The organism is Kitasatospora sp. NBC_01560 (assembly GCF_045208415.1).
In the GTDB taxonomy this organism is placed as follows: Bacteria; Actinomycetota; Actinomycetes; order Streptomycetales; family Streptomycetaceae; genus Kitasatospora.
Map to the genome: position 1 here is coordinate 8,772,926 of NZ_CP109364.1, position 13,408 is coordinate 8,786,333.

The following is a 13,408-nucleotide window of genomic DNA, read 5'->3' on the forward strand; positions in this document are numbered from 1 at the left end:
TCACGGAGGAGACCTCGGATGCGCATCGCCGTCACCGGTTCCATCGCCACGGACCACCTGATGACCTTCCCCGGCCGGTTCGCCGACCAACTGCTGCCCGACCAGCTCGACCACCTCTCGCTCTCCTTCCTCGCCGACGAGCTCCAGGTGCACCACGGCGGGGCGGCGGCCAACATCGCCGTCGGGCTCGGCCGGCTCGGCCTCGACCCGCTGCTGGTCGGCGCCGCGGGCGTCGACTTCGCCGAGTACCGCAGCTGGCTGGACGCGCAGGGCGTCGACACCACGGCCGTCCGGGAGAGCGCCACCCGCTACACCGCCCGCTTCGTCTGCACCACCGACACCGACCAGAACCAGCTCGCCACCTTCTACGCCGGCGCCATGGCGGAGGCCCGCGAGATCGACCTCGCCCCGGTGGCCGCCCGCGCCGGCGGCCTCGACCTGGTGCTCGTCGCCCCCGACGACCCGGCGGCGATGATCCGGCACACCGCCGGCTGCCGCGCCCTGGGCATCCCCTTCGCGGCCGACCCGTCCCAGCAGCTCGCCCGGCTCGACGGCGAGCAGATCCGCAGCCTGATCGACGGCGCCACCCTGCTGTTCACCAACGAGTACGAGGCCGCACTGCTCCAGCACCGCACCGGCCTCGGCCGCGCCGAGATCCTCGACCTGGTCGGCGGCTGGATCACCACCCTCGGGGCGAACGGCGTCACCGTCGCGCGCGAGGGCCGCCCGGACCTCACCGTCCCCGCCGCACCGGCCGGCACGGTCGCCGACCCGACCGGCGCGGGCGACGCCTTCCGCAGCGGCTTCCTGGCCGGCCTGGCCTGGCAGTGGCCGGACGAAGCGGCCGCCCGGCTCGGCTGCGCCCTGGCCGCCACGGTGCTGGAGTCCGCCGGCAGCCAGACGTACGAGCTGTCCGCCGGCCGGCTGATCGCCCGGATCGAACGGGCCTACGGCCCCCCGGCCGCCGACGCGCTGCGCGGCCGCCTCCAGCACGCCCTGTGACACCCACCCGGCCCCCTGTCCCGCAGGCCCGCGAACAACGGAGCGACTACGCCATGTCTTCCCCCGCCGCCACGGCAACCCAGGCCGATTTCAAGGTTGCCGACCTTTCCCTGGCGCCGTTCGGGCGCAAGGAGATCCAGCTGGCCGAGCACGAGATGCCGGGCCTGATGTCCATCCGTGCCGAGTACGCGGCGTCGCAGCCGCTGGCCGGTGCCCGGATCACCGGTTCGCTGCACATGACCGTGCAGACGGCGGTGCTGATCGAGACCCTGACGGCTCTCGGCGCCGAGGTCCGCTGGTGCTCGTGCAACATCTTCTCGACCCAGGACCACGCGGCCGCGGCGATCGCGGTCGGCCCGGAGGGCACCGCGGAGAACCCGCAGGGCGTGCCGGTGTTCGCCTGGAAGGGCGAGACGCTGGAGGAGTACTGGTGGTGCACCGAGCAGGCGCTGACCTGGCCGAACGGGCAGACGCCGAACATGATCCTGGACGACGGCGGTGACGCGACGCTGCTGATCCACAAGGGCGTCGAGTTCGAGAAGGCCGGTGCCGCGCCGGACCCGTCGACCGCGGACAACGACGAGTTCCGGATCATCCTGGAACTGCTGAACCGCACGCTGGTCGAGACGCCGAACAAGTGGACCGAGGTCGCGGCCACGATCAAGGGCGTGACGGAGGAGACCACGACGGGTGTCCACCGTCTGTACGAGATGCACCGGGACGGTCAGCTGCTGTTCCCGGCGATCAACGTCAACGACTCGGTCACCAAGTCGAAGTTCGACAACAAGTACGGCTGCCGTCACTCGCTGATCGACGGGATCAACCGGGCCACCGACGTGCTGATCGGCGGCAAGGTCGCGGTCGTCGCCGGCTACGGCGACGTGGGCAAGGGCTGCGCGGAGTCGCTGCGCGGCCAGGGTGCCCGCGTGATCGTCACGGAGATCGACCCGATCTGCGCGCTGCAGGCGGCGATGGACGGGTACCAGGTCGCGACGCTGGAGGATGTCGTCGAGTCGGCGGACATCTTCATCACGACGACGGGCAACAAGGACATCATCATGGCCTCGCACATGGCCCGGATGAAGCACCAGGCGATCGTCGGGAACATCGGTCACTTCGACAACGAGATCGACATGGCCGGGCTGGCGCAGCTGCCGGGTGTGGTGAAGACCGAGGTGAAGCCGCAGGTCCACGAGTGGCGCAAGGCGGACGGCCGCACGATCATCGTGCTGTCCGAGGGGCGTCTGCTGAACCTGGGCAACGCGACGGGTCACCCGTCGTTCGTGATGTCGAACTCGTTCGCGAACCAGACGATCGCGCAGATCGAGCTGTTCACGAAGACCGAGCAGTACCCGATCGGTGTGTACGTGCTGCCGAAGCACCTGGACGAGAAGGTCGCCCGGCTGCACCTGGACGCGCTGGGCGTGAAGCTGACCACCCTCAGCAAGGACCAGGCCGACTACATCGGCGTCCCGGTCGAGGGCCCGTACAAGGCCGACCAGTACCGGTACTGATCGCCCGACGCGTACGCCGGTGGCCGGCACCCCGCACCCGGGGTGCCGGCCACCGGCACGTTCACCGCAGCGCGTCAGCGGCCCGGACGGCCCGGACCGTCAGCGTGGCCGGAGAGGCCGGCGTGATCGGCGTGGTCGGGGCCGTCCGTGACGCCGAGTCCCTCCAGCAGTCGCGCCCGCAGCCGGCCGAAGCCGGGTGCCGTCACATCGCGCGGCCGCGGCAGGCCGACCACCAGCTCGTCGGCGATCACGCCGTCCGCCATCAGCAGGGCCCGGTCGGCCAGCAGCAGGGCCTCGTCCACGTCGTGGGTGACGAACAGGACGGTCGGGCGGTGGCGCTGCCAGAGGTCGATCACCAGGCGCTGCGCCTTGAGCCGGGTGAGCGCGTCGAGCGCCCCGAACGGTTCGTCCAGCAGGAGCAGGTCCGGCTCCCGGACGAGCGCCCGGGCGAGTGAGGCGCGCTGCGCCTCGCCCCCGGAGAGGTCCTTCGGCCAGGCCTCGGCGTGCCGGGCGAGGCCGACCTCGGCGAGCGCCCGCTCGGCCACGGCCCGGTCGGGGCGCCCGGGGAGTCCGAGCACGACGTTGCGCCAGACCCGCTTCCACGGCATCAGCCGCGGTGCCTGGAAGGCGACCGCCCGCCGCTCGGTGACCTCGGCCTCGCCCTCGATCTCGGCGTCCAGCCCGGCCAGGATGCGCAGCAGGGTGCTCTTGCCGCAGCCGCTGGCCCCGAGCAGGGCGACGAACTCGCCCCGGGCCAGGTCGAGATCGAGCGCGGAGATGACCGTCCGCGCGCCGAACCGGCGGGTCAGCCCGCGGACCCGGGCGGCGGGTGGCGGTCCGGCGGGCGGGCCGGCCGGGGACGGGTCGGTCAGGTGCCGCTGAAGGCCGGTCGCCACGAGAGCAGGACCCTTTCCAGGAGGCGGACGACGATGTCCGCGCCGAGACCGAGGAAGGCGTAGACCACGAGCGCGACCACGACGATGTCCGTCCGGTAGACCTCGCGCGCGTGGGTGATCAGGTATCCGATGCCGCTCTGGGCGTTCACCTGCTCGGCGAAGACCAGCGCGAGCCACGACGTGCCGAGCGAGTAGCGCAGGCCGACCAGGGCGCCGGGGGCGGCCCCGGGGAGGACGACGTGGCGGATCATGGCCAGCCGGCCGAGGCCGAGGGTGCGGGCCGCCTCGACCAGGCTGCTGTCGACGCCGCGGATGCCGGCGTAGGTGTTGAGGTACAGCGGAAAGGCCACCGCGAAGGCGACCAGCGCGACCTTGGGGCGCTCGTCGATGCCGAACCAGATGATGAACAGCGGGATCATGCCGGCCCACGGCAGGGTCCGGAGCATCTGCATGGGGGCGTCGACGACGTCCTCGCCGAGCCGGGAGAGCCCGGAGACGAGGGCGAGGAGCAGCCCGGCGGTGCCGCCGATGGCCAGGCCCAGGGCGACCCGGCCCAGCGAGGCGGCCATCGCCTCGCCGAGCGAGCCGTCCGCTACCAGGTCGGCGAAGGTGCCGGCCATCGTCCAGGGGGAGGGCAGCACGTCCTCGGCGAGGGCGCCGGTTGCCGAGGCGAGCTGCCAGCCGAGCAGGAAGAGCACGGGGGCGACGGTCTTGCGCAGCCAGCGCGGCGGGGCCACCGGACGACGCCGGGCGCCGCGGGGTTTCCGGCCGGCCGATGGGCCGGTGGGCGGGCCGGCGGGTGTGTCGGGTCCGCCGCCATGTCCGGGTCCGTCGACGTGCTCGGATCCGTCGCCGTGCGGTCCCCCCTCCCGCTGCGTCCGCCGGTGCTGCGGTGCGGGGCCGGCCGTGGGGCGGGCGGCGGTCCCGCTCACGAGTGGCTCCCCGTCGGGGTACCGGCCGGGGCGGCGGCCGGGGTGCCGGGTGCAGTGCCGGGGGCGGTGCCGGTGGGGGAGGGCCGGCCGCCGTTCTTCGCCAGCTCGTCGGCGATCACGGCGTCGAATCCCGGGACGATCCGGTCGGCGATCGGGTAGCTCTGCTTGATCTGGTTCTGGCCCCGGAAGTACTCGATCTCGGCCTGCCAGCTCGCCCGCACCTCGGCGTCGGCCGGGCCGAGCTGGGCCTCGGACCGGTCGGCGGCCAACTGGGCGGAGTCCAGCGGGATCTGTGCCAGCCCGGACAACTCCTGGGCCCACTGCGTGCGGTGCGAGTTCACCCAGGCGAAGGCCCGCACCGACCGCCGGGCGAGGTCCTCCAGTGCGGCCCGCTTGCCCGGGTCGGTGGTGGCGGCGGCCGTGGCGTACAGCGCGCTGTAGGTGGGCAGGACGCTGCCCAGCTCCTGGATGATCCGGGCGTCGTGGTGCAGCTCGGCGACGGCGGCGTTCGGGTCCCAGATGACGAACGCGGAGACGTCACCGGAGTTGAACGCGGCCAGGCCGTCGGTGGTGGTGAGGTTGACGGCGTTGACGTCGGACCACTTGAGCCCGGCCGCCTCCAGCGAGCGCGCGAACTGGTAGTGCTGGGCGGTGTAGAAGGGGACGGCCACCTTCTTGCCGCGCAGGCCGGCCAGGTCGGTGATCGGCGAGCCCTTCTTCACCAGGACGACGGTGCCGCCGCTGCGGTACTGGCTCACCGCGCCGAGCAGCTTGAGGTCGGCGCCGTTGCCCAGCGCGAACAGCACGCCCGTCTCGCCGCCCTGGGAGACGTCCACCTTGCCGGCCTTCATCGCCTCGACCAGCGTCGGGGTGGAGTCGAAGTCCGCCCAGTTGATCCGGTACGGCGTGTTCTTGTCCTGGCCGGAGGCGATCAGCAGCCGCTTCAGGCAGGCCTTGCAGGGGGAGCCGACGGTCAGCGTGACCCGGGAGAGGTCGCTGCTGCCGGCCGCGCCCGAGCCGCTGCCGGCGGTGCTGCCGGCGGTGCTGCCGGCGCAGGCGGTGAGGACGGCCGTGAGGAGGGCGGCGAGGAGCAGGGAGAGCAGGGCGGTGAGCGGGCGGCGGGCCGGCTGCGGCTGCCGAGGGGTGGATCTGTGCGCGGGCACGGGTGGTCCTCCGGTGCAAGGGGTGTCGGGAGCGGGACGGCCGCGGCGCGGCCCGGGTGACGGGCGGGCGCCGGCGGTACCGGGTCGGTGGTGCGGTGCCGGGGCGAACGCCTGCGCCGGCCTGCGTGCGTGGGCGTGCGTGGGCGTGCGTGGGCGTGCGGCGGCGTTCGGGGGCCGGGAGCGGGCGGGTCAGCCGGCGTCGGCGTGGTGCGAAAGAGGGATGCCGAGGGCGGGGGCGACGGAGCTGGCGACGGCCTCCAGGGCCGCGACCGCGCGGCCGAAGGACGGCAGCCCGGGCTGGAGTTGGACGAGCAGGTCGGTGGCCAGGGCGACGGCCGGGTCGGCCGCCAGCCCCGCCGCCACGTCCTCGACAGGGCCGGCGTGGATGTCCTGGCGGCGCAGCAGGGCGTCGTCCTCCGCGTCGGCCGGGGGCACGGCGATGCCCGCCCAGTTCGACGCGGTCTGCGCGAGCCAGGACCGGGCGCCTGGCGCGAGGTCGTGCACCGCCGCCGCGCGGTCGGCGGCGGGGAAGACGGTGCGCGAGACGCCGAGCCGGGGGGCGCTGCCCGGTGGCCCGGCGAAGGCGTCCAGATAGGCCTGGGCGGTGGGGAGTTGGGCCTCGCCGACGGGCAGTGAGCCGCGGACGTCGGAGCGTGAGAGGAGCAGCCCGTGGCCGGCCGCCGCGGCGGCGCGGGCCCGTTCGGTACCGGAGACGGTGGCCTCCCAGATCCGGTCCGCCAGGCCGGGCGCGGGCGGGTGCAGCAGGGTGCCGCCCGGCAGCGGCTTGCCGCGCAGGGTCTCCTCCAGGAGCCGGGCGGCCCGTTCCTGGTCCTCCCGGCGCTGCTCGAAGTCGCGCCCGAAGGCCTCGAAGGACGGGCGGTGGGCGCCGCTCCCGATGCCGAGTTCGATCCGGCCGCCGCTGAGCAGGTCGGCCAGGGCGGCGTCCTCGGCGACCCGGAGCGGGTCGTCCAGCGGCAGCGTCGCCACCGCGGTACCGAGCCGGATCCGGTCGGTCCGTGCGGCCACTGCGGCGAGGTAGACGAACGGGGAGGGGACGACGCCGCTCTCCGCACCCAGGTGGTGCTGGGCGATCCAGAAGGAGTGGAAGCCGAGGTCCTCGGCGATCACGGCGAGCCGGAGGTGTTCGCGGAGGATCCGGCCGGGATCGCCGGTGCCGGACACGTGGAACAGCACGCCGAGCCGCTGCGGGCCGGGCGGCCGCGGGCCGGGCCCGTCGGCCGGGGTGGATCCGGCCGGGGTGGTGCGGGTCATCGGGTGTCCTCCCCGGCCGGGCCGCCGGAGAGCGTGTGCACGACCTCGCCGGTGACCTGCTGCGGCTCGCGCAGCAGGTGGTAGATCGGGCAGCTGCGTTCGACCGCGGCGTGCAGCTCGTCGATGCGCCCGCGCGGGACGGGCGAGGTGACGTACACGGTGAAGCGGATGTTGTGCGGGTGGACCGGTACGTCCTCGAAGCCGGGGGTGCCCGCGCGGCCGTCGTGCTCGGCCTCGACGGCGACCTCCAGGGCGTCCAGCGGGATCCGCAGGTCGGCCGCCTGGATGAGGTAGATGTGGGTCAGGCAGCTGGAGAGAACGCCGAGTTGGAGTTCGGGGGAGCTCGGCCCGAGGTCGTAGCCGGCGAAGTCCGCGGGGGAGTCGCTGAGGACGGTGTGTTCGCGGATCCGGATCCGCCGGACGCCGCTGCGGTCCTCCGCCGTGGTGCGGGCCCGCAGGGTGGTGGCGGGGACGTCGGGGCCGTCCGCGTTCTTGCGGCGGGCCAGCAGGGCGGCCCGCTTGACGGCGAGGTAGTCGCGCAGGCCGGGCCTGGGGTCCGCGGTGTCGTCCAGGAGGGTGTCGTCGTCCGGGATACGGGTGGAGGTCATGGGTGTCCTTGCGCAGGCGTGAGCGGTCGGTGGTGAGCGGTGAGCGGTGAGCGGTCCCGGTGCACGGGATGCGTGGGCCGCGCGGGGCGGGAGGGACCGGCGGGGTGTGCCCGGTGCGGGGTGTGCGGCAGGGCGTGGGCGCGGTCCGGCCGCTCCGGTGCGGTCGGGGCCGCCCACGGATCGGCAGGCGGATCCGGGTGGGTCCTCGGGCGGATCAGCAGACCGTTGGACCAGCCGCGTGCCGGCAGGGCTGCCGGTGGGCGTCCTTCGGACCGGGGTGCGCGGGGCCGGGCGGTGCGGGCCGGGGCCGGCGCCGGGCGGCCGGAGCCGCAGCGGTGGTCAGCGGCGGGCGGCGCGGCCCGGAGCGGCCGGACATGCGTCGGCCGGACACGTGCCGACGGGACACGCGCCGGCGGGACACAGCGCACTGGCGACGCGACAGTGGTCGACGTGTCCGCGAATGCTCTGGTCCGAATGCACGGTACGAATCTAGGAGTACAAATGAACCAATGTCAATCATCGTGCGAGGAAGCACAGTTGTCGTGACCTGGGCATCCCCGCCCGGCGTTCCGGCCGGTGGGCGGTGGTCGCGCCCCGAAGCGGGGCCACCCGCTCGGCCCGCAATTGACAGGACGTCATTCCGTGTCCCAAGGTGCTGCCATGAAGACGCCGACGCGCCTCACTGCGCGGCGCCACGTCGACCTGCTGCGCGTGGCCTCCGCAGCCTGTCGCTGAACCACCGGACCTCACCGCGCCTCCCGGGCCGGTTGCCCTGCCGGGCGTACCACCCCGCTCCACGCTGTGCCGTGGCACCGTGTCGTGCCGCGCGCCCACCGCCGCCCGGGCGGGCAGCCCCTGCCCGCAGCCGCCCGCCGTCCCCGACCCCCGGGAGAACCCCCGCCATGGCCCTGCGCCTGAGCTTCCTCACTCATGTCAACAATGACGGCACCGACCTGACCGAGGCTGCCGACCTGTACCGGCGGACGGTCGAACTGTTCGTCGCCGCAGAGGAGTTGGGATTCGACGGCGGCTGGGTGGCGCAGCACCACTTCGCCGGGGAGACGAGGGGCCTGCCCTCCCCGCTGCTGTTGCTGGCGGCCGTCTCCCAGCACACCCGGCGGATCCGGCTCGGCACGGCCGTCGTCCTGCTCGCGGCCGAGGACCCGGTGCGCGTCGCCGAGGACGCCGCGGTGCTGGACGTCCTGAGCGGCGGCCGGCTCCAGCTCGGACTGGGGACGGGCGGTGACCCCGGCACGCTCACGGCCTTCGGTGTGGATCCGGAGCGGCGCCGCGAGCGGTACGCCGAGTCGCTGGCGCTGCTGCGGCGGACGCTCGACGGTGGCCCGCTGCCCGGCGGTGCCCGGCTGGAGCCCGAGGGCACGGGTGTGGCGGGGCGGCTGTGGCAGTCCACCACGAGTGCGCAGAGCGCCGTCCGGATCGCGGGCGACGGGGACGGCCTGCTGCTCGCCAAGGCCGCCTTCCGCACCGAACTCCCGACCGGTGAAGCACAGTTGCCGCTGGCCAGGGGCTATCTCGACCGCTGGACGGGCGGCCGCCCCCCGCGGATCGGGGTGTCCCGGACGGTCTACCCGGCGGCCGACCGCCGGACGGCCGTCGCCGAACTGACCGCCGGGGTGGTGGAGAACGTGGACCAGAGCGTCCGGGCCGGCCTCTTCCCTCCGGTGAGCTCACTGGACGGCTACTTCGCGCGCGCCCACGTCCACGCCGGGCACCCGGACGAGGTGGCCGCGTCCCTGCTGGCCGACGAGGTGGTACCGCTGGCGGACGAGCTGATCGTGCAGACCCACCCCGGCCGGTTCAACCACGACCGGACGCTCGCCGCGCTGGAGCTGATCGCCCGGGAGGTGGCCCCGCAGCTCGGGCGCCGGGCCGGCGCCGGCCCGGCGACGGCCGCGGGCGCCGCCTGACCTCGTCCGACCTGACCTCGCCCGACCTGGCCTCGCTCGACCTGCTCCGCCGTCCCGACCTGCTCCGCCGTCCCGGCCCGCACTCTGTCCCGGCCCCCTGCCGCCGCCCCGTTCGTTCACCGCCCCCGTACTCCAGGAGCTCCGATGACCTCCCCCGCCCCCCGGGACGCCGGCACCGCCGTCGCCGCCGCCCCGGACCAGGCCGCCGATCCGGTTGCCGCGCCGGCCGCCGACCTGGTCGCCGCCCTCGTCCCGCACCCGGCGGACGGGCCGCTGGCCGCCGCCCGCGCGGAACGGCCGGACGCCGTCCTGGGCACACAGGACACCTACCGCGCGCTGTTCGATCCCGGAGCGGCCCTCACCACGCTGACACCGGCCGAGCGGCTGGCCGCCGCCCTGCGGGTAGCCGTCCTGCACACAGCGGGCCCGGCGACCGGCCGGCTGGCCGGGCACTACCGGGCGCAGCTGGCCGCGCTCGGCGCCGACCCGGTGCTGGTCGACGCGGCCGGCTCGACCGGTTTCGGCCCCGGCGACGCCCGGACGGCGGCGCTGCTGGGGCACGCCACCCTGCTCGCCCTGGAGCCGCTGGCCGCGACGGAGGGGCACCAGCAGGCACTGGCCGACGCCGGGCTGACCCCGGACGAGGTGGTCACCCTCTCCCAGGTGGCCGCCTACGTCTCGTACCAGGCCCGGCTGGTCCACGGCCTCTCCCTGCTGGCCGAGGCCGCCGACGGGTCCGAGGCCACCGACGAGCCCGGTGCCGCCGCCGGACCGGCCGGTGCGCTCGGCGTGCGGGTGCCGGGAGTGCCGCCGGCCCTGCCGCACGGCGCCGAACTCCCCTCCGGGGAGATCCCGTTCACCTTCGACGTGCTCGACTGGGACCCGTGGGTGCCGCCCGTCGACCCGCAGGCGGCCACCGGCCCGCAGCAGGCGGGGCTGGCCGCCGCCCCCGACGCGAGCTGGCCCTACTTCCGTCTGCTCGCCCGGGATCCGGAGGTGCTGCGGCACCGGACCCGCACCGACCGGGGCATCTTCCGCAGTCCCGGCGGTCTGCCGCGCGCCGAGCGCGAGCTCGCCGCCACGGTGGCCTCGCGGTTGAACGGATGCGTGTTCTGCGCCTCCGTCCACAGCCGGCTGGCGGCCCGGCTGTCCGGCCGGGAGGCCGAGGTCGAGCGCCTCTTCGGGGGCCGCTTCGACGGCTTCGAGGGCCGCTGGGCGGACGTGGTGGCCTTCGCGGCCCGGCTGAGCACCAGCGCGCCGACGGCCTCCGCCGCCGACCTGGAACGCCTGCGCGGCCACGGCCTCTCCGTCCTGGAGCAGCTCGACCTGGTCCAGGCGACGGCGTTCTTCGCGTGGGCGAACCGGTTGATGCTCACCCTCGGCCGAGTCCGCCGGCCGGTGCCGGGGGAGGCGTCCTGACATCGGGCTGTCGGCCGGTGCCGGGGGAGGTGCCGGCCGGTGCACCTGCCCGGCCGCGGGAGGGGAGCGGCCGGGCAGGTGGGTGAAGGCCCGGAGGTGCCGGGCGGCAGCGGCAGAGCCGGCAGGGGAGCCGGTGGGGGAGCCGGCGGGGGCCGTCCGGGCCGGTCGGGGCCGGACGGCCCTGTGGCACGATGCCAGGACCGGCGCCGAGCCGCCGCCACACCGGAGAGAAGAGGCCCCCCGTGCCCGAGACCACCCGAGACGCCGCCCAGCCCGAGGCGCCCGGCCTCGCCTTCCGTGCCGCCACCGAGGCGGACGTGCCGGCGCTGGTGGCCCTGGTCGAGTCCGCCTATCGCGGTGATGCCAGCCGGGCCGGCTGGACCACCGAGGCGGACCTGCTGGACGGGCAGCGCACCGACGTCGAGGGTGTGACGGCCGCCGTCACCCATGCGGAGGGCGTGGTGCTGCTTGCCGAGCAGGGCGGCGAGCTGCTCGCCTGCTGCCAGTTGGAGCGCCGCGGCGAGCACGCCTACTTCGGGATGTTCGCGGTCGGCCCGGGCCGGCAGGGCGGTGGCGTCGGCCGTGCGGTGCTGGCGGAGGCGGAGCGGTTCGCGGGGGAGGAGTGGGGCGCCGCCGAGCTGGAGATGACGGTGATCGAGCAGCGTGCCGATCTGATCGCCTGGTACGAGCGCCGGGGCTTCCGGCGCACCGGCATCCACTCCCCGTTCCCGTACGGCGACGAGCGTTTCGGCATCCCGCTCCGCTCCGATCTGCGCTTCGAGAAGCTGGTGAAGAACCTTACTCGACAGTAGATGTGATGAGGCGTCATCGCTGACCTGCGGCAATGCGGAGATGTCATACCTCGTTCATTATTGGTCTAGGCCAATGTGAGAGGCTGGCGCACGAACGGCCACGTTCCGCCCAGCCCAGGGGGGCCATCTCCGCATGCCCGCACTCCATGGCACCGCCATGCCCGCAACCGACCCCGCCGCGCGCCGCCCGGCCGCGGAAACCGCGTTGCGACTCCCCAGCCCGCCCGACGACGAGGAGCTCTACTGGTACTTCGGCCCGCAGCGCCGCTGGGTACTGCTCTGCGCCACCCTCTCCTACGCCGGGGCGACCGCGACCCTCGGCCTCTTCGCCCTGAGCCGGCCACTGCTCTGGCCCTTCCTGGCCCTGACCGTGCTCAACGCCGCCACCTGGCTGCTCTCGATCGCCGACGGCCAGCGCGCCCGCCGCTACACCCGCGACTCGCACGACCTGCTGCTGCGCGCCTGGCAGCCTGCCCGCCACCCCGGCGTCGACCTGCTGCTGCCCACCGCCGGTGAACCGCTCGACGTCCTCGCCAACGCCTACCGGTACGCCGCCGCCGTCCGCTGGCCCGGCGAACTCACCGTCCTGGTGCTCGACGACGCCGCCCGCCCCGAGGTGCGCGAACTCGCGGAACGCCACGGCTTCCGGTACCGGGCCCGGCCCGACCGGGGCCGGTTCAAGAAGGCCGGCAACCTCAACCACGGGCTGGCCGAGGGCACCGGCGAGATCATCGCCGTCCTCGACGCCGACTTCTGCCCGCGCCCCGACTTCCTCCACCACCTGGTGCCCTACCTCGACAACCCCGAGGTCGGCATCGTGCAGAGCCCGCAGTGCTTCGACACCGACCCCGACATGTCGTGGCTGGAGCGGGCCGCCGGAGCGACCCAGGAGATCTTCTACCGCTGGATCCAGCCCTCCCGGGACGCCCAGGACGGCACCGTCTGCTGCGGCACCAACGCCCTCTACCGGCGGGCCGCGCTGCAGCGGGTCGGCGGTTTCGCGGAGATCGACCACAGCGAGGACCTCTACACCGGACTCTCGCTCGCCCGCGCCGGGTGGACCACCCGGTACGTGCCCGCACTGGTCGCCAAGGGCATGTCTCCCACCGGGCTGCCCGCCTTCATCAGCCAGCAGTACCGCTGGTGCCTCGGCTCGCTCGCCCTGGTCGGGGACCAGGACTTCCGGCGCGGGCCGCTCCCCCGATCGGCCCGGCTCTGCTTCTGGAACGGCATCCTGGGCTACCTCACCAGCGCGGTGAACGTCTTCGCCATCCCGCTGCCGGCCCTGATCATGCTCTTCTTCCGGCCCGAGGAGATCCAGCCCTGGCAGGTGCTGCCGTTCCTGCCGCCGATCTGGGTCGCGCTCGTCCTGCTGCCCGCGATGTCCCGCACCCGCTGGCGCTTCGAAGTCACCCGGGTCCAACTGCTCGGCGGGCTCTGCCACGTGGTCGCCATCGCGCACGCGCTGCGCCGCCGCAGCGCCGACTGGGTGCCCACCGGGGCCGTCTCCGGCGGCAGTTCGCTGGCCCGGACGGTCGCCCGGATCGGCGTCGGCTGGCTCGGCCTCGTCGTGCTCGCCGGAGTGGCCGGCCTGGCCCGGGCCGTCGCCCTGTACGGCTGGCAGCCCTACTGGGCGCTCGCCGCCCTGCTCGGCCTCACCGCCTACACCATGGTCCCGCTCGTCCGGTCCCTGTGGCCCCTGCTGCGCGGTGGCGACGATGCCGCCGTCGCCGAGGTGCCCCCGCCCACCCGGCGCACCTCCGACCTGGGCTTCGGCCGGTCCGATGCCGTCGCCCTCACGGCCGTGCTGCTGCTCTGCGGCCTGCTGGCCTCCGGCTGGGCCGACCCGCTGCTGTTCTGAC

12 protein-coding genes are annotated in these 13,408 nt (G+C 74.6%); 7 read left to right on the forward strand and 5 right to left on the reverse strand.

Annotated elements, in window-relative coordinates; all coding sequences use genetic code 11:
* Positions 1-18: 18 nt before the first annotated feature.
* Both OH807_RS37440 and ahcY read left to right on the forward strand, forming a co-directional pair.
* The gene (locus OH807_RS37440) at positions 19-1,002 is read left to right on the forward strand and encodes a carbohydrate kinase family protein (protein ID WP_406208699.1); all 984 of its coding nucleotides are present in this window, start codon (positions 19-21) and stop codon (positions 1,000-1,002) included.
* A gap of 53 nt (positions 1,003-1,055) precedes the next feature.
* A complete protein-coding gene (gene ahcY, locus OH807_RS37445) occupies positions 1,056-2,516 on the forward strand; it encodes an adenosylhomocysteinase (RefSeq protein ID WP_406208702.1) in 1,461 nt (486 codons plus the stop codon).
* A 74-nt stretch (positions 2,517-2,590) separates the two neighbouring features.
* On the opposite strand, the gene OH807_RS37450 is transcribed toward ahcY, so the two are convergent.
* From OH807_RS37450 to OH807_RS37470, 5 genes are all read right to left on the reverse strand, one after another.
* Complete coding sequence (locus OH807_RS37450) at positions 2,591-3,412, reverse strand: ABC transporter ATP-binding protein (RefSeq protein WP_406208706.1); 822 nt, start codon at positions 3,410-3,412, stop codon at positions 2,591-2,593.
* Positions 3,385-4,149 carry an ABC transporter permease subunit gene (locus tag OH807_RS37455; RefSeq protein ID WP_406208709.1) on the reverse strand — a complete coding sequence of 255 codons (765 nt, stop codon included), beginning with the start codon at positions 4,147-4,149 and terminating at the stop codon, positions 3,385-3,387. The genes OH807_RS37450 and OH807_RS37455 overlap by 28 nt, the downstream gene beginning before the upstream one ends.
* Before the next feature lie 191 nt (positions 4,150-4,340).
* Positions 4,341-5,507 (reverse strand): ABC transporter substrate-binding protein, encoded by a 1,167-nt coding sequence (locus OH807_RS37460; protein ID WP_406208712.1) that lies wholly within the window; start codon positions 5,505-5,507, stop codon positions 4,341-4,343.
* A gap of 189 nt (positions 5,508-5,696) precedes the next feature.
* Positions 5,697-6,779: an LLM class flavin-dependent oxidoreductase gene (locus tag OH807_RS37465; protein WP_406208715.1), complete on the reverse strand. Its 1,083-nt coding sequence runs from the start codon at positions 6,777-6,779 to the stop codon at positions 5,697-5,699.
* Positions 6,776-7,387, reverse strand: coding sequence for an OsmC family protein (locus OH807_RS37470; protein ID WP_406208717.1), 612 nt, complete (start codon positions 7,385-7,387; stop codon positions 6,776-6,778). Before OH807_RS37470 ends, OH807_RS37465 begins: the two co-directional genes overlap by 4 nt.
* A 660-nt stretch (positions 7,388-8,047) precedes the next feature.
* On the opposite strand from OH807_RS37470, the gene OH807_RS37475 reads away from it, so the two are divergent.
* The 5 genes from OH807_RS37475 to OH807_RS37495 all read left to right on the forward strand — a co-directional run bounded on the left by OH807_RS37475 (position 8,048) and on the right by OH807_RS37495 (position 13,407).
* The gene (locus tag OH807_RS37475) at positions 8,048-8,122 is read left to right on the forward strand and encodes a putative leader peptide (RefSeq protein WP_406211400.1); all 75 of its coding nucleotides are present in this window, start codon (positions 8,048-8,050) and stop codon (positions 8,120-8,122) included.
* Between the two features lie 167 nt (positions 8,123-8,289).
* On the forward strand, positions 8,290-9,315 hold the full coding sequence (locus OH807_RS37480) for an LLM class flavin-dependent oxidoreductase (RefSeq protein ID WP_406208720.1): 1,026 nt from the start codon (positions 8,290-8,292) through the stop codon (positions 9,313-9,315).
* 144 nt (positions 9,316-9,459) lie between these two features.
* Complete coding sequence (locus OH807_RS37485; RefSeq protein ID WP_406208723.1) at positions 9,460-10,734, forward strand: CMD domain-containing protein; 1,275 nt, start codon at positions 9,460-9,462, stop codon at positions 10,732-10,734.
* A 242-nt stretch (positions 10,735-10,976) separates the two neighbouring features.
* On the forward strand, positions 10,977-11,546 hold the full coding sequence (locus tag OH807_RS37490; protein ID WP_406208726.1) for a GNAT family N-acetyltransferase: 570 nt from the start codon (positions 10,977-10,979) through the stop codon (positions 11,544-11,546).
* A gap of 133 nt (positions 11,547-11,679) precedes the next feature.
* Entirely contained in the window at positions 11,680-13,407 is a 1,728-nt protein-coding gene (locus tag OH807_RS37495; RefSeq protein WP_406208729.1) for a glycosyltransferase family 2 protein, read from the forward strand.
* Position 13,408: the final 1 nt, after the last annotated feature.

What these genes read in the sequence shown, in the direction of transcription:
- OH807_RS37440 (WP_406208699.1), top strand. Translation starts at nt 19, where the DNA reads ATGCGCATCGCCGTCACCGGTTCCATCGCCACGGACCACCTGATGACC.
- ahcY (WP_406208702.1), top strand. Translation starts at nt 1,056, where the DNA reads ATGTCTTCCCCCGCCGCCACGGCAACCCAGGCCGATTTCAAGGTTGCC.
- OH807_RS37465 (WP_406208715.1), bottom strand. Translation starts at nt 6,779, where the DNA reads ATGACCCGCACCACCCCGGCCGGATCCACCCCGGCCGACGGGCCCGGC.
- OH807_RS37470 (WP_406208717.1), bottom strand. Translation starts at nt 7,387, where the DNA reads ATGACCTCCACCCGTATCCCGGACGACGACACCCTCCTGGACGACACC.
- OH807_RS37480 (WP_406208720.1), top strand. Translation starts at nt 8,290, where the DNA reads ATGGCCCTGCGCCTGAGCTTCCTCACTCATGTCAACAATGACGGCACC.
- OH807_RS37485 (WP_406208723.1), top strand. Translation starts at nt 9,460, where the DNA reads ATGACCTCCCCCGCCCCCCGGGACGCCGGCACCGCCGTCGCCGCCGCC.
- OH807_RS37495 (WP_406208729.1), top strand. Translation starts at nt 11,680, where the DNA reads ATGCCCGCACTCCATGGCACCGCCATGCCCGCAACCGACCCCGCCGCG.